The following is a 22,982-nucleotide window of genomic DNA, read 5'->3' as shown; positions in this document are numbered from 1 at the left end:
ATGGACATCAACCTCGGCGACTTCCATTTCCTGCGCCCCGTGTGGCTGTTGCTCGCCGTGTTCGGCGCACTGCTGCCAGTCCTGTGGCGACATAGCCAGGATTTGCAGCGTCGCTGGCGCAGCAATATCGCGGCACACCTGCTGCCGCATCTGCTCATCACCCCGCAAGACCGGCACCGCCTGCGCCCGGTGCATCTGCTGTGTGCGCTGTTGGTACTGGGCGCCCTCGCCGCCGCCGGACCGACCTGGGAACAGGATCGCCCGGATTTTCTGGAAAACCGCGCGCCGCTGATCATCGCCGTCGACCTGTCGCCGTCCATGGACGCCAGCGATGTCCCACCCAGTCGCCTGGAAGCGGTCAAGCACAAACTCCACGACCTGGTCCAGCGCCGCGCCGGTTCGCGCAACGCCTTGATTGCCTATGCCGGCAGCGCGCATCTGGTGTTGCCCGCCACCGACGATCCGGCGCTGCTCGATACCTTCATTCAGGCCCTGAGCACCGATCTGATCGACAAACCGGGGAAAGATGTCGGTGCCGTTATCGATCAGGCCAAGCGCCTGCTGGCCGCCGAAAAAACACCCGGTACCCTGCTGCTGATCACCGATGGCGCCGACACCACGGCACTGACCGGGCTGGACAAGCGACTGGCTGGCAGTGCGTTGCAAGTGCTGATTCTGGCGGCCGGCAGCACCGACGGCGGGATCATCCGCGATGCCAGCGGCCAGCCACGCATCGACAGCAATGGTCGCCCGCAACTCGGCCGTTTCGACCAGGACGCCCTCAAGCAGCTTGCTTCAACGCTGGATGCCCCGCTGGGCAGCCTGACCCTCAACGATGACGATCTGGACTGGATCGAACTGCATGCCGAGCAGCACTACCAGTCAGCCAGCGACGAACAGCGTGAGTTGCACTGGAAAGACGCCGGTTACTGGTTGTGCTGGCCGCTATTGCTGTTCGCTTTCTTCAGCATACGCAAGGGCTGGAGCGTGAACTGGATGGCTGGACTGCTGCTGGCGATGGGCCTGGGCCTGCAACCGACGCCGGCACAGGCCAACGCGCTGACCGATGCCTTTTTCACCCGCGACCAGCAAGGCCGCTGGGCCTTCGAACACCAGCACTACCCTCAGGCGGCGGCGCTGTTCGTCGATCCGTACTGGAAAGGCGTGGCCGCCTACAACGCGGCCGATTTCGACCTGGCACTGGCCAGTTTCGCGCGGCTCGATACACCGCAGGCGTATTTCTACCTGGGCAATATCTACGTGCGCCGGTTCAAGTTCGATCAGGCCATCGCCGCCTATAACCAGGCGCTGACGTTGCAACCGCAGTTCCCCGAAGCCACAGCCAACCTGGCCCTGGCCATCGCCTTGCAGAAAGACACCGAAAGCGCCGAGAAAAACACGCCAGAGGTCAAACCCGACGAAATCAAGATGGACAAGGCGCCTGGCAAGGGCCAGAGCAAACCGGTGCAGACCCAACAGGCCGCCTCGGATGAGCAGTGGCTGCAGAACCTGACCACGTCGCCGGCGAAGTTTCTCAAGCAGAAGTTCAGCCTGCAGGATCAGGCGGGGGCTAAACCGTGATCAGCCTGAAAGTCCGTGTCGCGGCCTTCGCGAGCAAGCCCGCTCCCACATTTGATCCGCGCCCACCACAAATCCCCTGTGGGAGCGGGCTTGCCCGCGAAAGGGCCAGATCGCTCACCACAAAACTCGGCACCTTGCTCCTTTGCCTGATCAGCACTGGCACCCTCGCCGTCGAACCCCAGCTGCGGGTCAGCGCCACCCTGCAACCCGCCGACCCCGTCATGGTCGGCAGCCTGGTCGAACTGCAACTCGATGTCTTCACCGACACCTGGTTCACCAGCGCTCCCACCCTGCCCGACCTGAAGTTACCCGGCGCACTGGTGATGCCACCGGACGGCCATGCCGAGCACATCAACCAGACGATCGACGGCCAATCCTTCAGCGGCATGCGCTACAGCTACCTGATCACGCCGAACCTGGCCCAGGGCTTCGACATTCCGGCGCTGAGGGTACAAGCCACACCGGGCCAGGCCAGCCACGAACTCAGCGCCCAAAGTCAGCCATTGCACTTCAACGCCGCACAGCCGCCGGGATTCCAGCCCGGGAAGGCGGTGCTGGTGGCTCAAGGACTGCGCTTCACCCAGAAGACCATCAATTCAGCGACACCCTTGAAGGTCGGCGACAGCATCACCCGGGAACTGACGCTACAGGCCGACGGTGCCCTGGCCATGTCACTGCCGACACCGACGCTGGAGGCCATCAAGGGCCTGAGCCGTTACCCGAACGCAGCGCAAATCCGCAACCTGGATGACGGTCGCGGCCACTTCAATGGCGGCCAGCGCATCGACAGCGTGACATATCGAATCGACACCGAAGGCCACTACAGCCTGCCAGCCATCGAACTGAAATGGTGGGATGCCAGCAGCCGGCAAACCCGCACGGCCACGGTGCCTGACGTGACCTTCGACGCCGCGGCCAACACCGCCTACAAACCGGTGTTTTCAATCACCGAAGACCTGAAAAAACTCGGCCAGCACAATCGCCTGCACCTTCCCGGACACTGGTTCGGACTATTGGCACTGGCGTTGGCGGTGGGGGCCCTGGGCTGGTTCAGTCGCCCGCTCGTACGCCGCGCGCACCTCAAGTGGCAGGCCCGCCGCCGCGCCCGGCACGCCGTCTGGCTCGAGTCCGCCGACTACGCGTGGCAGCAGATTCCGGCACAACTGGGGAGCAAACCGACGCAATTGAGCGCCCTGTACCTGTGGACCCGACGCAGCCGCCAGGGCCTGAAACTGACCGGTCTCGGCCCGCGCCTGCAAAGCTTCCTGCGGGCCTGTTACGGCCGCGAAACGGACAAAGAGCAGGCCCTGCGCCAAATCAGGGAATCCTTGTCTACGCTGCATAGTCAGGCCGATTGCAACAGAGAATCAGTCTCCTCTGCTCTTCATCCGCTCAACCCCGTTCATAAGAAGGGTTTCCCATGACGAATTCGATATCGTTACGCCATCCTCGCGTATTCAGCTTCCTGCTGACCCTGGCCTTGAGCCTGCCACTGCTGGTCCAGGCAGCCGAACCGCTGCCCTCGTGGAACGATGGGCCGTCGAAAAAGCAGATCATCGAGTTCGTGCAGGCGGTGACCAATCAAGGCAGCAAGGACTTCGTCAAACCCGAAGACCGCATTGCCGTGTTCGATAACGACGGCACCTTGTGGAGCGAGCAGCCGATGTACTTCGAAATGCTGTTCGCCCTCGAAGAAGTCAAACGCACCGCGGCGCAGCACCCGGAATGGAAAACTACCCAGCCGTTCCAGGCCGTGCTGGAAAATGACCACAAGGCCCTGGCCGCCAGCGGCCTGGAAGGCATGATGAAGATCTTCGGTGCGACCCACACCGGCATGACCAGCGAAGCCTTCGATGACTACGCCAAGACCTGGTTGAGTCAGGCCAGACACCCGAAAACCGGCAAGCCGTACACCGAAATGATCTTCCAGCCGATGCTGGAGATGCTCGACTACCTGCGCAGTAACGCTTTCAAGACCTACATCGTCTCAGGTGGCGATACGGGGTTCATGCGTGCCTTTGCCGAGAAGGTCTACGGCATTCCACCGGAACAAGTCATCGGCACCACCTTCGTCACCGCGTTCCAGTACAAGGACGGCCAGGCGTCGATCCTGCGCACACCGAAACTGGCCCACAACGACGATGGCCCAGGCAAGCCGGAAAGCATCGACGCGGTAATCGGTCGTCGTCCGATCCTTGCGTTCGGCAATTCCGACGGTGACCTGCAAATGCTCCAGTGGACCGCCGCCGGTCCCGGCAAACGATTCATGGGGCTGGTGCACCACACCGACGCCAAGCGTGAATGGGCTTACGACCGACAGTCGCAGATCGGTCGCCTGGACAAGGCCCTGGACGAAGCGAACAAGCGTGGCTGGACAGTCGTCGACATGGCGTCCGAATGGCGCCGGATCTATCCGTACGACGCCGCCACACCCGAGCAAGTGCAATAAAAAGACGTAACGCAGGACCGCAATAAACGTTTGTCGCATTCAGCGACGCAGTGAAAAGGAGCCAGTCAGATGACTCGCATAGGTAAGTGGCTACCGAAACTCGCCCTGGTGGCAGCCTCGGTGATGGCGATTTCGGCAACGGCCGGAGCCGCTGAAAAACCCAACATTCTGGTGATCTTCGGCGACGATATCGGCCAGACCAACATCAGCGCCTATTCCATGGGCGTGGTCGGCTACAAGACGCCCAACATCGACCGAATTGCCAAAGAAGGCATGATGTTCACCGACTACTACGCGGAGAACAGCTGCACCGCCGGGCGTTCGTCGTTCATCACCGGGCAGACGCCGCTGCGTACCGGCCTGTCGAAAGTCGGCATCCCGGGCGCACCGGTTGGCCTGCAAAAGCGTGACATCACCATCGCCCAGGCCCTCAAGTCCCAGGGCTACGCCACCGGCCAGTTCGGCAAGAACCACCTGGGCGACAAGGATGAATACCTGCCGACCAACCACGGTTTCGACGAGTTCTTCGGCAACCTGTACCACCTCAACGCCGAAGAAGAGCCTGAGCGTCCATACTGGCCAAAAGACGATGCCGAGTTCGTCAAGGCCAACACCCCGCGCGGTGTGATCCACAGCTTCGCCGACGGCAAGATCGAAGACACCGGTGCGCTGACCACCAAGCGCATGGAAACCATCGACGATGAAACTACGGCGGCGGCGCAGGCGTTCATCGAGAAGCAGGCCAAGGCGGACAAACCGTTCTTCGTCTGGATGAACACCACACGCATGCATTTGTTCACCCACGTGCGCGATTCGATGAAGGGCCAGAGCGGCATGCCCGGCAACGATTACGCCGATGGCATGCTTGAACACGACGGCGACGTCGGCAAACTGCTGAAGACCCTCGACGACCTGAAAATCACCGACAACACCATTGTCGTCTACACCACCGACAACGGCCCGAACCAGTTCTCCTGGCCGGACGCAGCGACCACGCCGTTCCGTAACGAGAAGAACTCCAACTGGGAAGGCGCCTACCGCGTGCCGGCGATCGTTCGTTGGCCGGGCAAGATCAAGGCCGGTGAAGTCTCCAACGAGCTGTTCTCGGGTATGGACTGGTTCCCGACCTTGCTGGCAGCCGCGGGCGAAACCGACGTGAAGGAAAAGCTGCTCAAGGGGTGGGCACCGACCTCGGGTGGCAACAACTTCAAAGTGCACCTGGACGGTTTCAACCAGCTGCCCTACCTGACCGGCCAACAACCTAAAGGCGAGCGCAAGGAGTTCTACTACTTCAACGACGACGGCGTGCTGGTGTCGATGCGCTTCGGTAACTGGAAAGTGGTGTTCTGCGAACAACGCGAGCCCGGTGGTTTTAAAGTCTGGAGCGAACCGTTCGTGTGCCTGCGCGTACCGAAAATCTTCAATCTGAGGATGGACCCGTATGAACGGGCCGACGTGGTTTCCGACCAGTATTACGATTGGCAGACCAAAAACGTCTACCTCGCCGCGCAAGCCGTACAAAAAGCGGCCGGGTTCCTGCAAACGTTCATCGAATACCCGCCAAGCCAGAAACCGGCGAGCTTCAGCATTGACCAGATCCGCGCTGCGGTAGATGCCAAGATCGCTGAAAAAATGAAAGCTGCACAGTAAGACCGCCAGACCGCCGCTCGCCCTTACCGGCGAGCGGACTTTTTTGTGGCAAACACTATTCTGTGGCGAGGGGGCTTGCCCCCGTTCGGCTGCGAAGCAGTCGCAAACCAGGCGATTTGATTTGCCTGAAACAACGCATGGGGCTGCTTCGCAACCCAACGGGGGCAAGCCCCCTCGCCACATTGGTTTTTGTAAGGTTTGAAATTATCTGACTGACTCAGATCCAGCAGTCACTGTTTTAACGTACCAGTACAAGGCAATCTGCAATGACCTCACGTGTCGCCAGCAAGTCGTCGGCCATACCTGCCCCTCAAGTCGCCTCCCCGGCGCTGTTGATCCCCGCCCTGCTGCTGTTTGTCTCCGGCGCCGCGGCGCTGGTGTATCAGGTGCTGTGGATCAAGCAGCTGTCGTTGGTCGTAGGCGTCGAGGTCTATGCCATCACCACCGGGATCAGCGCGTTCTTTGCCGGACTGGCCTTGGGCGGCTTGCTGTTCGGCCGCTGGGCGGACCGGATGCAGCAACCGGTTGTGCTCTACGCCGGTCTGGAAGTGCTGGTGGCGGTGCTGGGCGTCGCTACGACCTTCGCCATGAGCCTGGCGGCCAGCCCGTTTGCCTGGCTGGAAGCGCACGTGGGCTTGCTGGCCTGGGTACTGCCGTTCGCGCTGGTGGGCATTCCCGCGCTGTTGATGGGCGGCACCCTGCCGGTGCTGGTTTGCTCCCTGGCCACTGACCCGCAACACCTGGGCAAGGCCGGCGGGCAACTGTATGCGGCAAACACCGCCGGGGCCATCGCCGGCACCCTGCTCGCCGCGTTCGTGCTGATTGCCACCCTCGGCGTGCGCGGCAGTGCACTGGCCGCCGCCATGCTGAACCTGCTGGCCGCCGCCGGAGCCCTGTGGTTCCAGCGCCGGCGCGTGGCCCCCGTCGATGCGGCGGCGAAACATCACGTTCAAAAGGCCCCCGACCGCCTGGCCCTGTGGCTGTACGCCATTGCCGGTGGCGTAGCGCTGGGCTACGAAGTGGTGTGGTCGCAATCGATCGTGCAGTTCATGAGCACCCGTACCTACGCCTTTGCCGTGGTGCTGGCAACCTACCTCACCGGGTTGTTCCTGGGCAGCATGCTGCTGGCCCGTCGGGTCGATCGACTGCGCGATCCCTGGGGGGTGTTCGGTTTGCTGATTGCCGCAGCCGGGGCGATTGCCTTGCTGGAAGTGACGTTGCTCGGACGCTGGCTGGTACTCGCCCAGACCCTGGCTGAATCCTGGGTATTGTCATGGGGCGGCAGTGAACTGGCGGGCATGAGCACGCGGTTTGCGGTGGCGGCCTTGAGCATTGTATTTGTACCGACCCTGTTGCTGGGTGCGGCGTTCCCCTTGGCCCTGCGCTTGAGCGTCGGCGGCGCACAGGTGGGGCGCAACGTCGGCGAAGTCGTCGCGTTCAATACCCTTGGCGGGATCATCGGCGTGATGCTCTGCGGCTTTGTCCTGATCCCGATGCTGGGCCTGGTACGGACCCTGGGCCTGCTGGCGATGATCGCCGCCGGTATCGCGTACCTCGCCGTGCGCAGGGGCCATGGCGTGAAGAAAGGCCGGCGTCAGGCGGTGGTTGCCATTGGCCTGGTGTCCTTGGCACTGGCCGTGTTCACGCCGGTCAACAAGCTCGCCAGCCTGCTGCCGGGCGCACGCAATGGCACGCTGACGTTTTACGAAGAAGGCCGTGGCGGGACCGTCGCCGTGGTCACCCAGGGCAAGGGCGAACGGGCGTTCCAGCGCTTGTACATCCAGGGCGTGTCCAATACCGGCGACGCCATGCCGTCCCTGCGTTACATGCGGATTCAGGCGCTGCTGCCCTTGCTGATCCACAACGGTGAACCGCGTTCGGCGCTGGTGATCGGCTTTGGCACCGGCATTACCGCCGGCGCCCTGACCCGCTACCCTGGCCTGGAACATCGCGTGGTCGCCGAACTGCTGCCCTCGGTGGTCAAGGCGGCCCCCTTGTTCAAGGGCAATTTCAATGCCGCAGCCGATCCGGGTGTCGATGTGCGCTTGCGTGACGGTCGCCAGGAACTGCTGCGCAATCCACAGCGCTACGACCTGATCACCCTTGAACCGCCACCGCCCTCCGCTGCTGGCGTGGTCAACCTGTACTCCCGGGACTTCTACCAACTGGCCGCCAGCCGTTTGCAAAAACAGGGCCTGGTCGCCCAATGGCTGCCGCTGCCGACGCAGAACATCGACGACTCGCGCTCATTGGTGCGCAGCTTCCTCGACGTGTTCCCCTACGCGACCCTGTGGACCAGCGAGTTCCACGAGATGCTGCTGGTGGGTTCGATGGAACCGATTGAGTTGGATGCGGCGAAGATCAACGCACGCTTCCAGCAGGACAGCGTCCGCAGCACCTTGCAGGATGTCGGCATCGGTTCGGCCGCGGCATTGCTCGCCACCTGGGTGACTGACCGGGCAGGGCTGGAACGCTTCGCTGGGCAAGCGCAACCGGTGACGGACGATCAGCCGCGCATCGAATACGCGCCATGGGTGCGGGCCAAGGAGATCACACGGGTACTGCCGGCCCTGCTCGACTTGCACCAGCCACCAGCACTGCTGAACGCCGATGCCGGGTTCATCAAGCGCATGAACAATCAGCAACAACGCCTGATGCAGTTCTACCGGGCGAGCCTGCATGCCTATGCGGGTGACCGTGAGGGCTGGGCCAGGGACATGCGCGAGGTGATGCGCGGGGATTCCGGGAATCCGTATTACCGGTGGTTTGTCGGAGATTGATGCAGCGCCTTGGCGATCGCCTTCGCGGGCAAGCCCGCTCCCACAGGGGGCTTGTGGCGCTCACAGATCCAGTGTGGGAGCGGGCTTGCTCGCGAAGGGGCCATCAGCTTCACAACATCAGTTATTTGACAGACGCCGACCCTCCGGCAAAGCTGCATCAAGCTTCAACGCGCGCCTGACGGCAATCGCACCTGGACCATGGAAGTCGTAATGCCGAAAAATAAAAACAACGCTGCACAGCCAAACCCTGATTCGCAACCGACGCTGATCAACCGTTACCTGTTCCCCGTCACCATCGGCATCCTGTTGCTGACTGTGGCGGGTATTGGCTGGTTTTTGCTGAGCAGCACACCCACGCCGCCCAAGTCGGTCACCGTCAGCCCCCCTGCTGTTCAACCGGCCAAACCGCAACCCGTCGCCATCGTGCCAGCGAAAATGGTCGACGAGCAGCAATGCCAGGCTTGCCACGGCGAGCAGGTCAAGGACTGGCAAGGCTCCCATCACCAGTTGGCGATGCAGCAAGCCAACGCGGACACGATGCTCGGGGACTTCAACAACGTCACCTTCAAGGCCGAAAAGGAGACCACGGTGTTCTCGCGCAAAGGCGACGAATACTGGGTCAACACGCCGGGCATCGATGGCAGGAATGCCGATTTCAAGGTGGCCTATGCCTTTGGCATCGCCCCCTTGCAGCAGTACCTGATCGAAGTCGGCGAAGGCCGGTTGCAGGCCCTTGGGATTGCCTGGGATACCGAAAAGCACCGCTGGTTTCACCTGTACCCGGGCCAGGGCGTGAACTTCAAGAACCCGCTGCACTGGAGCAAGCCGAGCCAGAACGCCAACTTCATGTGCGTCGAATGCCACACCACCGGCTTCAAGCGCAATTTCGATGCGACAAAAAACACCTTCGACAGCCACTGGAACAGCCTGGGTGTCGGCTGTCAGGCCTGTCATGGCCCCGCATCCAGTCACCTGGAATGGACGGCGAAGAAGACCGACCTGATCCATGCCGGCTTTGCCGTCGACCTCAAGGACAAGAACGCCACCGTCGAAATCGAAACCTGCGCCCGCTGCCACTCGCGCCGCGCGCCTCTGGATGATGGCTACACGGTCGGCAAGCGGTTGATGGACGACTACCTGCCGAGCGTCCTGACCCGCGAGCTGTACGCGCTGGACGGCAAGATCAAGGACGAAGTGTTCGAACACGGCTCCTTTGCCCAAAGCAAAATGTTCGACAAGGGCGTGCGTTGCAGCAACTGCCACAACCCGCACAGCACGCAATTGAAAGCGCCAGGCAACGGTGTCTGCCTGCAATGCCACAACACCGCCGGCAAAACCACCGTGGAAGGCGTCGACGGCAAAGGCCTGCAAGCGAAAAACTACGACTCCGTCGAACACACCCGCCACACCATGGGCCAACCGGGTTCGCAGTGCGTGGATTGCCACATGCCCGGCAAGTTCTACATGGGCAATGACTTCCGGCATGACCACAGCTTCAGCATCCCCAACCCTGAGCGGGCAAAGAAACTCGGTACGCCTGATGCCTGCCTGACCTGCCACCAGGGCAAGGCCGGCGACAAGGTCACCGAGCAGTTCAAGCTGTGGAACACCGCCAACGCCAGCGCGGTACAAGCCCCTCGCTACGACGAAAGCCTGTGGCTGATTCGCAACGGTCAGGCCGGTGCCGCACAGGCCTTGATCGAACAACTGCAACGCAGCAACCTGCCGGCGATCCAGCGCGCGACGCTGCTTGGCGAATTGTCGCAGTATCCGAGCGAACAAGCGTTGAAACTGGCCACCAGGGACCTCAACAACCCGGCACCGCAAGTCCGTGAGAGCGCCATCCGCGCACTCAGCGCCTTCCTGCCGCCAGCGGAACGTGCGCCACTGCTGACACCCTTGTTGAGTGACCCTGTGAGAGCCGTGCGCATCGCCGCCGCCCGTGATCTGCTCAGTGTCGCGCACAACGGCCTGGGCACGGCCCAGAACAGCTGGAATGCCGCCATCGCCGAATACGAGGCGGTGCAGAAAAACCTGCTCGAACGCGCCGAAGCGAACCTCAACCTGGCGATGCTGTATCAGGCCAGCGGTCGCAACGCAGAAGTCGAAGGATTCCTGCGCACGGCCCTGCAGCGCGATCCGGACTTCTACCCGGCGCTGGTCACCCTGGTGCAATGGCTGGAGGCCAACGGTCGCAGCCAGGAAGGTCATGCCCTGCTGGCGCAAAGCCTCAAGGACCACCCTGACTCGGGCCTGCTGCAATACACCCAGGGCCTGGCGCTGATTCGTGCCGGCCAGGCCGCTCAAGCCATGCCGTACCTGCGCCAGGCCGCGAAACTGGAACCCCAGAGTGGGCAATTCGGCTACGTACTGGCAGTGGCCCTGCATGACAGCGGCAAGATTGACGAAGCCTGCGCCGAACTGGAACGGCTGTTGAAAGAGCAACCGGCCAACCGTAATGCCCGCTTGTCGCTGATCCAGTATTACCTGGCCAACGGCCAGGAGCCCAAGGCCCAGGTGCTGTTGCAGGGCTGGAAGAAAATGAACATGGGGGATCCGGCGTTGAAATGATCGGGGGGCTGGCTCAAAGGCCTCTCGCGGGCAAGCCTCGCTCCCGGGAAATCAATGTGATCTCCGTAGGAGCGAGTCATTTTGCGGTGTAGCAGCCAATCCATTCACTGGTCCGCGGATCCCGCAACGGCGAGAATGTTGCAGGGCACTTGATACAGGACATGCTCCGTCGTACTGCCCACCCATTTGCCCAGTCCCTTGCGATGCGCATTTCCCATGACGATCACATCGGCCCGGTGATGCGCTGCAAAGTCGGCCAGTGCTTTGCCAGGTGGCCCTTCAACGAAGTGTTGTCGCTCAGTGGGCACGCCGTAGTGGTCGGCCAGTGCGATAAATGACTTTTGCAGTGACTTGCGCACATCGCTGCTGAAGCCCGGCATCGTCACTGCACCAGCACCTGCGTCGGATATATGTGTCAGCGATAGATCGTAGGCATACAGCAGATGCAGCTCCGCGTTGCATTGCATCGACAATCCGTTCGCCGCCTGGATGATGCGGTCGTTGATGCCAGTGATCTGAGTCTCGGGTTGTGACGGATCGACTGCCGCCACTACCACTCGCGGAAGTGGGCACCTGACTTCGCTGACCAGATGCACAGCCACCGGACATTCGCGCAACAGGTGCCAATCCAGAGGTGTAATGAAAACGCGTTTGAGCGCCGACTCGTGTTGCACGTCCTTGATAACCAGATCCGGCTGCATTTCTGCCACATGCACAAGTATTTCTTGCAGCGCGGTTCGCGTAACAAGCACTTCGGTACTCACCTTGACCCCGTGCCCGCGAATTAGCTCGGCCTCATCCTTGAGCCACTTTTCGTTCTCTTGCTGACAGGCCTCACGAAAACGCGCACCTGCGCTCATCAAACTCAAGAGGTTGGAGTCTTCGATAAACACCGTGATGTGCAGCGCTGCACCAGTGGCTTGGGCAATGGCGATAGCTCGTTCCAACGCCGGGGTGTGACGCATGGCTGGACCTGCTATCAGAAAGAGTCGTTGATACTGGCTCATGTAACACCTCCAAACGTTCCGGGTATCCAATTCCCCCAGCGCTCTGGCCTGTCACACCACCGACGATTTACTATCGCCTCAACTGTCTGGATCGACACTATCAATATACGCCTGGATTCAATCAATCCCCCACTTCACCGAGTCGACTTTTTCAACAGCGGCGACGCCTTAAACACATTTACTTACAAATACTTCATTTGCATAAAATCGATCTTGCATCTATAGGTGATAAGTTATGGTCCTCGATCGGGCCAAAAGATGCCTAGCCTCAAATGCGCATCAAACTACCCAGTATTCCTGCCCTCGGTGTTTATCTCGCACTGTCTTGCCTGTTTGTGACCGCATGGTTACTCAATCCTGCCCACACGCATTCGTCCTTTGCGATGAATCCAGTGAAGGCGGTGACCGATCAAGTGGCCAGGCCCATTTATACCAGCCGTTTCGCCTCGTCCGGGCTGGTGGACTTCGTGCACTCCTCGGCCGTAACAGCCTTGCCTGACGGTAGTTTGATGACAGCCTGGTTTGCCGGCTCCCGCGAAGGCGCAGCCGATGTGCAGGTGCGTTCCGCCCGCTTCGACGCGAAAACCGGCGAATGGGGTGCTGAACGGGTATTGGCGACACGGAATTCGACCCAACAGGGCACCCAAAGATACATTCGCAAGCTGGGCAACCCGGTGATTGCACTGGCGCCGGATAAACGCCTGTGGTTGTTCTACGTATCCGTGTCCATGGGCGGCTGGGCCGGCAGTGCAGTCAACGTGATGGTTTCCGACGACTTCGGTGAAAACTGGTCCGCTCCGCGCCAACTGATCACGTCCCCCTTTCTGAACATCAGCACCCTGGTCCGGTCCGCCCCCGTGTTTCATGCCGACGGTTCCATCGGTTTACCGGTCTACCACGAGTTTCTGGGCAAGTTTGCCGAGTACCTCTACTTGAGCGCAGACGGTGATGTGATCGACAAATACCGCATCAGCCACGGCAAGAACTCATTGCAACCCACGGTGGTTCCGCTGGATGGGCAGCGCGGCATCGCCTTGTTGCGTTATGCCGGCAACACCCACCACCGTGTTCTGGCAACCCGCACTGAGGATGCCGGACAAAACTGGAGTGAACCTTATCCGCTCGAGCCTTGGAATCCGAACTCCTCGCTGGCGGCCGTCGCAACCCCCGAGCATGGGTTGCTGGTAGCGCTCAATGACCTGCAAGAGGGTCGCTTCAAGCTGAGCCTTTATGGCACCGACGAAAAAATGGACGATTGGCGCTCGTTGCGTGACCTGGACAAATCACCTGATCCGGAAGGAGATCCGTTTTCACCCCAGGCCTACAAAAAAATCATAGGCAATGAGTTCCGCGGTTCCAGTGGCGCGCAGCGCCAACCTCTGGAGGCGCAATTCCTGAACAATCTCGACACACGTGTCTGTAACCCCCGAGGCTGCGAGTTTGAATATGAATATCCATATTTCATCCGCAGCCCGGACGGCATGTATCACCTGGTTTATTCCTGGAACAACACTTTCATCAAGCACGTTACTTTCAACGATGCGTGGCTGTCCGAGCGACTCAAATGATTAACCTATGGCAAGCCCATGTCTGCTTCGCGATGATCATCTTCCTTTTGCTGCCGTCTTTCGGTTTGAACAGGAACTGGCGTATCACGCTGCTGGCCGCCTTGCTGGCCGCCAGCTTCATACCGCTGGACGGGTTATCGTTGGCCACGTATTTGCGCAGCCACATCGATGACCTTGCAATCACGTCACTGGTGTTCATGGCATGGGGCTGTTTACGTCGGCTGGGTTTCCTGCCACCTGTGCGGCAGGGTAAAACCTGCATTCTGATCATGTTCGCCCTGTTGGCCCTGGTGCTGTACCCGGCAACCCTTGGTCTGAGCGATCTGGATCCTTATCGACTTGGATACAGCCCGCGCCCGATGTTGATTTTCTTCGCACTGCTCACTCTGGGCCTGTTTTACCTGCGCAACAGCCTGGCCGTCGTGATGCTGGCCAGCGCGACCCTGGCCTTCACCGCCGGGATAAAACCTTCGCAAAACTATTGGGATTACCTTATTGATCCACTACTGGGTCTGTTTTGCTGCGTGGCACTTCTGATGCATTTCACACGCTGGACGTATGGTTGCCTCAACAAACAACCCAGCCCAGTGTTTAAAGCATCCAGATCCGTTTGAGCTTGAACGACATATTTAACAGGGGAACTTGGATGGGTTGGCTGCAATCGAGACGTTTGCACTATTGGCTAGGCGCAACAGCGATTCTGTTTGCGTTGTTTGCCCTGCTACGGGTGGTGTTCTTTTTCGGCTATTCCGGTTTCGACGCTAATGCCCTGATCAACGACGAAGTCGTACGGGAAACCCTGGGCATCGGCTTTCGTTTCGATCTGCGCCTGGCCATTCTGGTAATGCTGCCGTTGGCTTTGCTTGCCTGGATTCCTCGCTGGAACCTCATCACAAGCCGCTTGCTGCGCTGGATCGCACGCCTTTACATTGTCGCGGTTCTAGGCGCCCTGCTGCTGATCTACATCATCGATTTCGGGCATTACGCTTACCTGGGCATGAGGATCAACGCCACGGTATTGCGCTTCATCGAGGATGCACAAATATCCCGTGACATGGTCTGGCAGACCTACCCGGTCATCTGGATTTCTCTGGGCTGGCTGGCAACGGTAGCGTTGACGTCACTGGCCCTGGTGCATCTGGAGCGTGTGACACTGGACCGCTCTCGCAAAACGATTCACCCGTTCTCTGCCACATGGGGCGGCGCGTTGATGGTCATGGTGGTATTGCTGGGCATTTTAGGCCGTGTCGAGAACATGAACCTGGAAAACCCTGTGCCATTGCGCTGGAGCGATGCCTTCTTCTCGGGCAATAACCAGACTGCCGCACTGGGGCTCAACCCGGTGATCTTCCTGTATGACACCCTCAAAGTCGGCCAGTCGCGCTATGACGAAGCACAGGTGCGCGAGCACTATTCAGTCATGGCCAACTACCTGGGCGTTGACCAGCCCGATCCGCAAACGCTTAATTTTGTTCGCCACCAGGCACCACAACCCTACAAAGTATCGGGATCACGACCGCCGAACGTGATGTTTGTCATGCTTGAATCCCTGGGCACCAGTGCCGTCGGGGCTTACGGCAACCCGATCAATCCGACCCCCAATCTCGATCGCCTGGCCACGCAGAGCTGGTTCTTCGAGCACTTCTATGTGCCGGTGACCGGCACCGCAAAAACCGTATGGGCCAGCATTTCCGGGGTCCCTGACGTCACGCGTCAAGAGACTGCGACGCGTAACCCGTTGATCACCCGGCAGCACTCCCTGGTCAATGCCTTCACCGGCTACGAGAAGATCTACACCATCGGCGGCAATTCCGGCTGGGCCAATATGAATGCCTTGATTCGGCAAAGCATCGACGGCGTTCGCCTGTACGAAGAGCGGGACTGGAAATCCCCGGTGGTGGATGTCTGGGGCATTTCCGATCTGGACCTGTTCAAGGAAACCGACCAGCTCCTGCAGGCGCTGCCCAAGGACAAACCGTTCTTTGCGTATGTACAGACTGCCGGCAACCATCGTCCCTTCACGATTCCCAAGACCAATGATGGATTCGAGGTCAAGCACCCTACCCTCGAGGAAGTCCAGGCCGCAGGATCGCGCAGTGTCGAGCAATACAACGCCGTGCGCCTGCTGGACTTCAACATCGGCCGCTTGATGGAAATCGCCAAGGCCGGCGGCTACTACGACAACACCATCTTTGTGCTGTTTGGCGACCACAACACCCGTATCGCGCAGATCCCTTTCCTGGCCCCGGCCTATGAGCAACTGGGCCTGGAAAGCAATGCGGTGCCGATGATCATCCACGCCCCGGGCTTGCTCGGGACACGCAAGGTCCAGGAGGCGGTTGGCCTGGTGGATTTACTGCCAACAGTGGCGGGCATGGCCGGTCTTGAGTTCCGCAACAGCGGCATGGGTCGTGATATTCAGCAGCCGGCGCCCGAGGGTGAGCGCGTAGTACCGCTGGTATTGCGCGAGGGAACGTTCCCGCTGATTGCAGGCGTGACTCAACATTACATGGTGCAAATGGAGCACGACGGCAGCTCGCCAACGCTCCACGACCTTGCTTCGAAAACGCCCCTGGACAACGTGGCCGAGCAAAACCCTGAAGAATTCAAACGCCTGGTGCAGTTGACCCGCGCCATGCATGAAACCTCAAGGTTAATGCTGTATCAGAACGTGCGACAGTAACTGCTGGCGCCAGCGAGCCCGCGTCTATGGTGCAGATAGACGCGGGTCGCCCTGACCTATGACATCAGCTGCGCTCGCGGGGAATCAGGCTCTGCAGCTGTTGCGCCAGAAAGTTTGCATCGAACTCAAAGGTATCCGGGTCCTTCAAGCCATTGGTCTTGCGCCACTGCCAGCCAGTGGATGGCGGCAGGCACACCAGTGACACGCTGCCATAACGTGCTGCCGTAAAGCCCATCACCGCCACGCAAATCTGCCCGCCGACACCCATCGCCTCCGGCACGAACTCCACCGGCTTGCCCGCGATCAGGATGCTCAGCTTTTCAGTCTTGAAGGGAGAGGTCTCCACCGGAACACTCGGCCCCGACGCGACATACACTTCACGATTCACTTCGAGCAGGTCAGGCGCCTTGACCGGTTCGAGCCACTGCTGGATCTCATCGAACAGCGCACCAATGCGCTTCGCCCACTCGGCCGATTGCGATTCGAACACTTGTTTTTTGTGCGCTTCGCTTTCGGCGTAGTGGCGAAGCATTTCGCCCAGTTGCTGTACATCGTCCATAGCGGTGTTCCCTGAATAGACCGGTGTTGCGGACCTGGAGCATGGCAGATGCGCGCACGCTGTGTACGACTATAACCTGACGACAGTTTGCACCGTCGCGTAAACGCAGGCACTGCAGGTGCGCACTTCACCGGACAAACGGAGCTGCAAGCGCCAGCTGCGGTGGCGTTCGCCCTGGGCGAATGACTCAGCCGGCCCTGGGCGGGCGACGCAGGCGCGCCATGCTCAAGGTGTCCACCAGTACGCCGTCGCGAACGGCGTAATCACGAAACAGGCCCTCGGTTTCGAAGCCGAACTTGCGGTACAGGGCAATGGCTGCTTCGTTATCGGCATACACCGAAAGCTCGACGCGCTGCAGGTTCATCCAGTTGTCGGCGATATCCAGCGCCGTCGCGAGCAACTTGGAACCCACGCCCTTGCCTTGCCACTCGACCGCAACACCCATGCCGAAACTGCCGGCATGGCTGCGACGAATGCGCGAGAACTGCTCCAGGCCAATGTTGCCGACGACCGTGCCTTGATGCAGGGCCACTACCTTCACCAGGCGTTCGTTATCCGGCGCCAGGCGACTGCGCCAGAGCTCGGTGGACTGAAACGGCATTTGCAGGGTTTGCCGGGCGATGGCGGGATCGTTGTACAGCGCCGTAATGCCTTCGATATGGGATTCGTTGAAGCGCTCGAACGTGATAACGGGTTCGGTGGTCGGCATGGGTGAATCATCCTTGAAGCAGACATGGCCGTTCACTCTATAACGCTTTCTTCAGTGTGGCGAGAATCGATGTGGGAGCGGCGGTGCGGCGATCCGACTTGCTCGCGAAGGCGGTTGACCAGTCACCTTCAATGTTGAATGTGATGACGCCTTCGCGAGCAAGCCCGCTCCCACATTTTGATCGCACTCAGCTTTCGAACCACTCCCGACGCTCGCTGAAGGTGTTTTCGATCAACTCGACGATCATCCGTACCTGCGCGTCCTCCTCGGAACGGGCATTGACCGCCATCCACACCTGACGCTGCATCGGCCGGTCAAACAGTCCCGGCAAGGCAACGAGGCCGCGGTCGAAGTGGCTCATGTAGTGCGGCAGCAGGCCGACGCAGGCGCTGCAACGGATCATCTCCAGCATCAGTTCGTAGGACTGCAACTGCACAGCTCCCGCCAGGCGCTGGTCCACCAGTGCATTCCATGGCCGGAAGCTTTCAACCTGGCAGTCCTGCTGCCATTGCACCAGGAGGAAATCGGCCAGTTCCTCCAGGCATTCCGGCCTGGAAGCCACCCGTGAGTAACGCTTGGCAATGTGCGGCAGGTACTCCAGTTGCGCCAGAGACCGGGCTTCGGTGGTGGTAAAGCTCGGCCCCGGCAACGGCGATCCGGTTTCGCCCAGCCACACCACCACGTCGGCGCTGACCGCTTGCAGGGACAGTTCGCTGTCGAGGGTCTTGATGTCCAGGCGCACGCTGGCATTGCGTCGCAGCAGCGCCACCAGGTCACGCCCGAGAATGTCATGCAGGATCGAATCGGCCACGGCCAGCCGAATCAACGGCTGTTCGATCACCGGCAAATTGCGCTCATGGGCCAGTGCGATCAATTGTGCGTGCAGGCGCAAGCCATCGCGACTGAGGCTCAAACCATTGTCTGACGGGTTGAACAGCGAGCAGCGCAGCTGTGCCTCCAGCAGTGCCAGTTGCCTGCGCAGGCGGGTGGCCTTGATGTTCAGGCTGCGCGCGGCCTGCATGAAACAACCGCAACGGGCACTGACGGTGAAGCACAGCGCCAGTTCGGGGTCGATACCCGCGGCCAACTGGCGCCAGGACGCATTTTTATCGATGGTTACACGATACTCGGTAGCGCCCCGGTGGGCGCCGGTTTCCATGACTGACATCGAGGACTCCCTGTCGACATGACACTGACAGTTCCATCCTGCGGATCATTGATGAACCTGCCGTGACAATAACTCAGGCGCTGGGTGTCTGGCGAAAGCTCACGGCCAGGCGATTCCAGCTGTTGATGGTGGTGACGGCGATGGTCAGGTCGACTATTTCGCTTTCACTGAACTGCTCCCTGGCCTGCACGTAAACATCGTCCGGGACGTGGCTTTGCGAGAGCAAGGTGACGGCTTCGGTCCAGGCCAGCGCGGCTCTTTCCCGCGGATTGAAAAAGTTGCTGTCGCGCCAGACCACGATGGAATACAGCCGGCGCTCGCTTTCGCCGAGGCGCCTTGCATCCACCGAGTGCATGTCGGTGCAGAAGGCACAGCCGTTAAGTTGCGAGGCGCGAATCTTGACCAGGTGCAGCAGGCCCTGCTCGATGCTCAGGCTGCTGGTCAGGGCCTCCATGGCGATCATGGCCTTCATCGCTTGGGGGGACGCGCTGTAGTAATCCAGGCGGGGCTTCATGGCGTTCTCGTGCGGCCTTGAGTTGATTTTCACGGTAATAGCTGGCGCGCGAGCATGACAGATCCAATTTCGCGATTTCCCCGTGGACCACGGCCTGCAGACCAATTGACGGTTTTTCCACCGCGCAACTTCTGCCGAGCGAGCGGATAAGGGTAATCTTGCGCGACGCACACGCGCCTCAACAGCCCCGGAGTCTCGCCGGCATGGAACTACATGTTGTCATCAACGGCCGCAAGGACCTGGCCGGCCAGTTGTATAACCAACTGCGCAGCGCCATCGAGTCCGGACGCCTGGCCGCCGGGACGCAACTGCCGCCCAGCCGTTTGCTGGCCGAACAATTGGGCATTTCACGCAAGACCATTTCCGATACCTACGCCCAGTTGACCTACGAAAACTTCCTCACCGGGGTGGTCGGCAAAGGCACTTACGTCAATGCGCGCTCGTCGAAAGTGCAGCGTAAACAGAACTACACGGAGCTTGGCGGCTTTGAGGTGATCGAATCCTGGCGCAACCTGCCGGTATTCCTGCGTCATCCGACCCTGGAAGGCTCGCTGCGCTACGATTTCATTGGTGGCGCCACCAGCAAGGGCCAGTTTCCCCAGGATGACTGGCGACGCTGCACCTCCCACGCGCTGCGCCAGATTGCCGGCTCCAAGGGCTTGTACAGCCAGCCTGAGGGCTTGCCCGCCCTGCGCAACGCCATTGCGCGGCACATCGCATTCTCTCGCGGGGTCAATTGCCAGGATGAGGATGTGGTGGTGTGCAACGGCGCGCAGCAGGCACTGGACCTGATTGCGCGGGTGCTGATCAGTCCGGGCAGCCTGGTCGCCATGGAGGACCCTGGCTACCCGCCGGCGCGACTGCTGTTCGGCACCCATGGTGCCACGGTGATTGGCGTGCCGGTGGACGCCGAAGGCATTGTGGTGGACCAGATTCCTCGCGGCACGCGCCTGATCTACGTCACCCCGTCGCACCAGTTCCCGCTGGGCATGCCGATGAGCCAGGCGCGCCGGCAAGCACTGCTGGCCAAGGCCCATGAACTGGGCGCGATCATCATCGAGGACGACTACGACAGCGAATTCCGCTACGAAGGACGCCCCACCGATTCCCTGCAAAGCATGGATGAACGGGGGATCGTCGCTTACGTCGGGACCTTTTCCAAAACCCTGCTGCCGGAACTGCGGCTTGGCTATGCGATCCTGCCGCCAGCGATCCTGGAGGCCGTGGTGCGCGCCAAACAGCTCACCGACCTGCACACCTCAACCCTGCCGCAATGGGCGCTGGCCAAGTTCATCGCCGAAGGCTGCCTGCTCAAGCACATCCGCCGCTGCCATACGGTCTATGCCGGGCGCCGTGAACGGATCCTGACGCGCATGGCCGGCGACCTCTCCCCCTGGCTGGAGGCGGTGCCGTCCACCGCCGGCTTCCACATGGTGGTGATGTGCAAAGTGCCCATGGATATTCCATTGGTGATCGAACTGGCGAAAAAAGTCGAAGTCGGGCTCTATGCCATCGACGGCTTTTTCTATCAGCAAGCGCCCAAGGCCGGGTTTTTCCTCGGTTTTGGCGCCATCGAGACCCTGGACATCGACACCGCCCTGGACCGTGTGCGCGACATTTTGCAGCAGCTGGCCTGACGGATTGGCCTGGGATTTTATCCGGCGATTGGCTATTGGCGGTCCGCAGGGTCAGGCCTATCCTGCATAGGCGTTAACCCTCAATGAGCAGGATTCGTCCGGCCTGATTCAGGAGTGTGAGCAATGTCCCATGAAGTGATCAATACCGTACAGGTACAGGCCGCCGCCGGCCGCTCGGATGAACTGGGTAAGCAACTGCAAAAGATTGTCGAAACCCTGCGTGAACTACCGGGCTGCGAATCCTATATGGTCGACCGCTGCCCAGAGGACAGCAATCGCTGGACCGTCAGCGCCCGCTGGCAATCGGAAGCGGCCATGAAATCCCATTTCAACTGCCCCGAAGTCCAGGGTTTCATTAGCCTGATCGACAGCCAACTGGCCAATGCCGTGGACTTCAACAGTTTTCCGATCGTCTGAAAACAAGATCAAAGGATCGCAGCCTGCGGCAGCGCTTGCACGGGCTGCGATCTTTGCTTTGGTCCCCTCGCCTTCCGCAATATTGGCTGTTTAACCGCTACCGCTTGCGCACTACTGTGGTTTGCAACAACTAACCACCGCAGGTAAAGAACCATGAACATGTTGCGTTGCTGTGCTACCTCCCTCGCCGCTCTGGCCATGATTGTGTCCGCTTCGGCCTTTGCCCATGACCCTTCGGAAAAGGTCACTGTTTTGCAGGACCAGATGCTGAAAAATGCTCCCGGCAAAAAGGCTTTGATGATCGAAGTTGACTACCAGCCAGGCCAATCGTCCATCGCCCACAAGCACGACGGCACGGCCATGGCCTATGTGCTTTCGGGATCGATCACTTCTCAGGTGAAAGGCGAAAAAGCGGTTACCTACAAGGCCGGTGAGTATTGGTACGAACCCGCAGGTTCGGAACACCTGGTCTCGAAAAACGCCAGTACAACCAAACCGGCGAAGCTGTTGGTGTTCATGGTATTAGCCCCGGACGAGAAAGTGTTGATCCCATTGGAAAACTGATGACTGAACGTACAGCCATAAATAAAAAGGCTCGAATGGCGAATTCGGGCCTTTTTATTTCCCGAGGCAATTAACCGCAAGCTGTTAAGCCAAACAAAACTATTGGCCACCGGATAAGTTCGAACATTGGCTGTTTCAATAAAACATCCAGGGTTTAGTCTTGAGTCACTGTCGGCACAACACCGGCAACATCAACTGTCGACCAAACTGTTTCACTGGAGAAACACCATGAAACTTGCACTTGTCAGTACGTTGACCATAACGGTAGTTTTAACTGGTTGCTCGATCCCGACTGCGCCAACGGCGATCTCTTCGCTCAATGGCATGTTCACCGAACCGGTAGGCCGCAGTGGTGCCACCCTGATTACCAACGGCAGCCATGTCTCGCTGGGCATTATCTACAGTCAGAATACCCAGACGAACCGCGCCTATCTGCGGGACTACCAGGCCAACGCCGGCACCGGTTTCGGCCAAAGCCTGCTGGTACAGCCGATTCATGACGCCTATGTAGCCACCTCCAGGCCGGACATGGCCGTGGATTGGGTCAAGGCCTCCCTGCAGCGGCAATTCGGTTCGGTGACCGTGTATCCGGACATGCAGAGCCTCAGGGCAGCGAAGCCGGACGTGATGGCAGTGATCGACACCCGCAGCCAACTGATGACATCGCGCAGTTCAGACATCCAGTCAGATGTCAGTGCGGACTTTTACGACAAGAACTTTAACTATATCGGTACTGCACAAGGGCATGACGCCAAAGCACTCAGTCCCGTGTGGGCTGACTACAAACGTAGTGAAGACATAGTTGCAGACATCAATGAACAACAGAATGTGCAAGTCAGGGCGCTGCAGAAGTTCGACCAGTCGCTCAATAGTTTGCTTAGCAAACCGACTAGCCTCTCGATGATTGACAACACGCCAGAGCAAAACCACTACTGACGTTATCGCCCTCCAGACTTTCTGACGCCTAAAGGCACGCTCAAGCTCGCTCCCACAGTAGATCAGGAAATGGGAGCGGGCCGTGTAGCACTGCGAAACAAATAACCAAGGTAAAACAAACCAATTAAAGTTATTTTAAGTTCGGCACGGAACAGCCACCTTTTAAACTTTAAATAATGGATTGATATA

Annotated in this window: 18 protein-coding genes; 13 read left to right on the top strand and 5 right to left on the bottom strand. The window is 59.9% G+C overall.

The features are described from left to right. The 6 genes from BSF40_RS23870 (at position 1) to BSF40_RS23845 (ending at position 11,031) form a co-directional block, all read left to right on the top strand. Positions 1–1,581, top strand: coding sequence for a VWA domain-containing protein (locus BSF40_RS23870; protein ID WP_095967042.1), 1,581 nt, complete (start codon positions 1–3; stop codon positions 1,579–1,581). Then, positions 1,578–3,005 carry a BatD family protein gene (locus tag BSF40_RS23865; protein ID WP_095967041.1) on the top strand — a complete coding sequence of 476 codons (1,428 nt, stop codon included), beginning with the start codon at positions 1,578–1,580 and terminating at the stop codon, positions 3,003–3,005. The genes BSF40_RS23870 and BSF40_RS23865 overlap by 4 nt, the downstream gene beginning before the upstream one ends. After that, positions 3,002–4,030, top strand: a complete 1,029-nt coding sequence (locus BSF40_RS23860) for an HAD family phosphatase (RefSeq protein WP_095967040.1) — start codon at positions 3,002–3,004, stop codon at positions 4,028–4,030. The genes BSF40_RS23865 and BSF40_RS23860 overlap by 4 nt, the downstream gene beginning before the upstream one ends. Positions 4,031–4,099: 69 nt before the next feature. Then, the gene (locus BSF40_RS23855; RefSeq protein WP_095967039.1) at positions 4,100–5,680 is read left to right on the top strand and encodes an arylsulfatase; all 1,581 of its coding nucleotides are present in this window, start codon (positions 4,100–4,102) and stop codon (positions 5,678–5,680) included. 266 nt (positions 5,681–5,946) lie between these two features. After that, complete coding sequence (locus BSF40_RS23850) at positions 5,947–8,460, top strand: fused MFS/spermidine synthase (RefSeq protein ID WP_095967038.1); 2,514 nt, start codon at positions 5,947–5,949, stop codon at positions 8,458–8,460. A gap of 210 nt (positions 8,461–8,670) precedes the next feature. Further along, positions 8,671–11,031 (top strand): tetratricopeptide repeat protein, encoded by a 2,361-nt coding sequence (locus tag BSF40_RS23845; protein ID WP_095967037.1) that lies wholly within the window; start codon positions 8,671–8,673, stop codon positions 11,029–11,031. Between the two features lie 104 nt (positions 11,032–11,135). On the opposite strand, the gene BSF40_RS23840 is transcribed toward BSF40_RS23845, so the two are convergent. Then, complete coding sequence (locus BSF40_RS23840; RefSeq protein ID WP_095967036.1) at positions 11,136–12,038, bottom strand: universal stress protein; 903 nt, start codon at positions 12,036–12,038, stop codon at positions 11,136–11,138. A 272-nt stretch (positions 12,039–12,310) separates the two neighbouring features. On the opposite strand from BSF40_RS23840, the gene BSF40_RS23835 reads away from it, so the two are divergent. The 3 genes from BSF40_RS23835 to BSF40_RS23825 are packed head-to-tail and all read left to right on the top strand — an operon-like array spanning position 12,311 to position 16,289. Next, on the top strand, positions 12,311–13,606 hold the full coding sequence (locus BSF40_RS23835) for an exo-alpha-sialidase (RefSeq protein WP_095967035.1): 1,296 nt from the start codon (positions 12,311–12,313) through the stop codon (positions 13,604–13,606). Next, positions 13,603–14,220, top strand: a complete 618-nt coding sequence (locus BSF40_RS23830; protein WP_095967034.1) for a hypothetical protein — start codon at positions 13,603–13,605, stop codon at positions 14,218–14,220. The genes BSF40_RS23835 and BSF40_RS23830 overlap by 4 nt, the downstream gene beginning before the upstream one ends. A 32-nt stretch (positions 14,221–14,252) precedes the next feature. Continuing rightward, positions 14,253–16,289 carry an LTA synthase family protein gene (locus BSF40_RS23825; RefSeq protein ID WP_095967033.1) on the top strand — a complete coding sequence of 679 codons (2,037 nt, stop codon included), beginning with the start codon at positions 14,253–14,255 and terminating at the stop codon, positions 16,287–16,289. Positions 16,290–16,353: 64 nt separating this feature from the next. On the opposite strand, the gene BSF40_RS23820 is transcribed toward BSF40_RS23825, so the two are convergent. The 4 genes from BSF40_RS23820 to BSF40_RS23805 all read right to left on the bottom strand — a co-directional run bounded on the left by BSF40_RS23820 (position 16,354) and on the right by BSF40_RS23805 (position 19,239). Continuing rightward, positions 16,354–16,848, bottom strand: a complete 495-nt coding sequence (locus BSF40_RS23820; protein ID WP_095967032.1) for a hypothetical protein — start codon at positions 16,846–16,848, stop codon at positions 16,354–16,356. A 187-nt stretch (positions 16,849–17,035) separates the two neighbouring features. Beyond that, positions 17,036–17,557, bottom strand: a complete 522-nt coding sequence (locus BSF40_RS23815) for a GNAT family N-acetyltransferase (protein WP_095967031.1) — start codon at positions 17,555–17,557, stop codon at positions 17,036–17,038. Positions 17,558–17,744: 187 nt separating this feature from the next. Further along, positions 17,745–18,725, bottom strand: a complete 981-nt coding sequence (locus BSF40_RS23810) for a LysR family transcriptional regulator (protein ID WP_095967030.1) — start codon at positions 18,723–18,725, stop codon at positions 17,745–17,747. A 73-nt stretch (positions 18,726–18,798) separates the two neighbouring features. After that, positions 18,799–19,239, bottom strand: coding sequence for a carboxymuconolactone decarboxylase family protein (locus BSF40_RS23805; RefSeq protein ID WP_095967029.1), 441 nt, complete (start codon positions 19,237–19,239; stop codon positions 18,799–18,801). A gap of 203 nt (positions 19,240–19,442) precedes the next feature. Here BSF40_RS23805 and BSF40_RS23800 point away from each other — a divergent pair, with 203 nt between their 5' ends. From BSF40_RS23800 to BSF40_RS23785, 4 genes are all read left to right on the top strand, one after another. Continuing rightward, on the top strand, positions 19,443–20,876 hold the full coding sequence (locus tag BSF40_RS23800) for a PLP-dependent aminotransferase family protein (protein WP_095967028.1): 1,434 nt from the start codon (positions 19,443–19,445) through the stop codon (positions 20,874–20,876). A 123-nt stretch (positions 20,877–20,999) separates the two neighbouring features. Then, the gene (locus BSF40_RS23795; RefSeq protein WP_095967027.1) at positions 21,000–21,293 is read left to right on the top strand and encodes a putative quinol monooxygenase; all 294 of its coding nucleotides are present in this window, start codon (positions 21,000–21,002) and stop codon (positions 21,291–21,293) included. Positions 21,294–21,446: 153 nt separating this feature from the next. Further along, the gene (locus BSF40_RS23790) at positions 21,447–21,857 is read left to right on the top strand and encodes a cupin domain-containing protein (RefSeq protein ID WP_095967026.1); all 411 of its coding nucleotides are present in this window, start codon (positions 21,447–21,449) and stop codon (positions 21,855–21,857) included. 228 nt (positions 21,858–22,085) lie between these two features. Further along, positions 22,086–22,793 (top strand): ATPase, encoded by a 708-nt coding sequence (locus BSF40_RS23785; protein WP_095967025.1) that lies wholly within the window; start codon positions 22,086–22,088, stop codon positions 22,791–22,793. Positions 22,794–22,982: the final 189 nt, after the last annotated feature.

Source organism: Pseudomonas sp. ACN5 (assembly GCF_002303975.1).
In the GTDB taxonomy this organism is placed as follows: Bacteria; Pseudomonadota; Gammaproteobacteria; order Pseudomonadales; family Pseudomonadaceae; genus Aquipseudomonas; species Aquipseudomonas laurylsulfatiphila.
The sequence above is the reverse complement of the archived record's forward strand: the minus strand, read 5'-3'. Positions and strand labels throughout refer to the sequence as shown.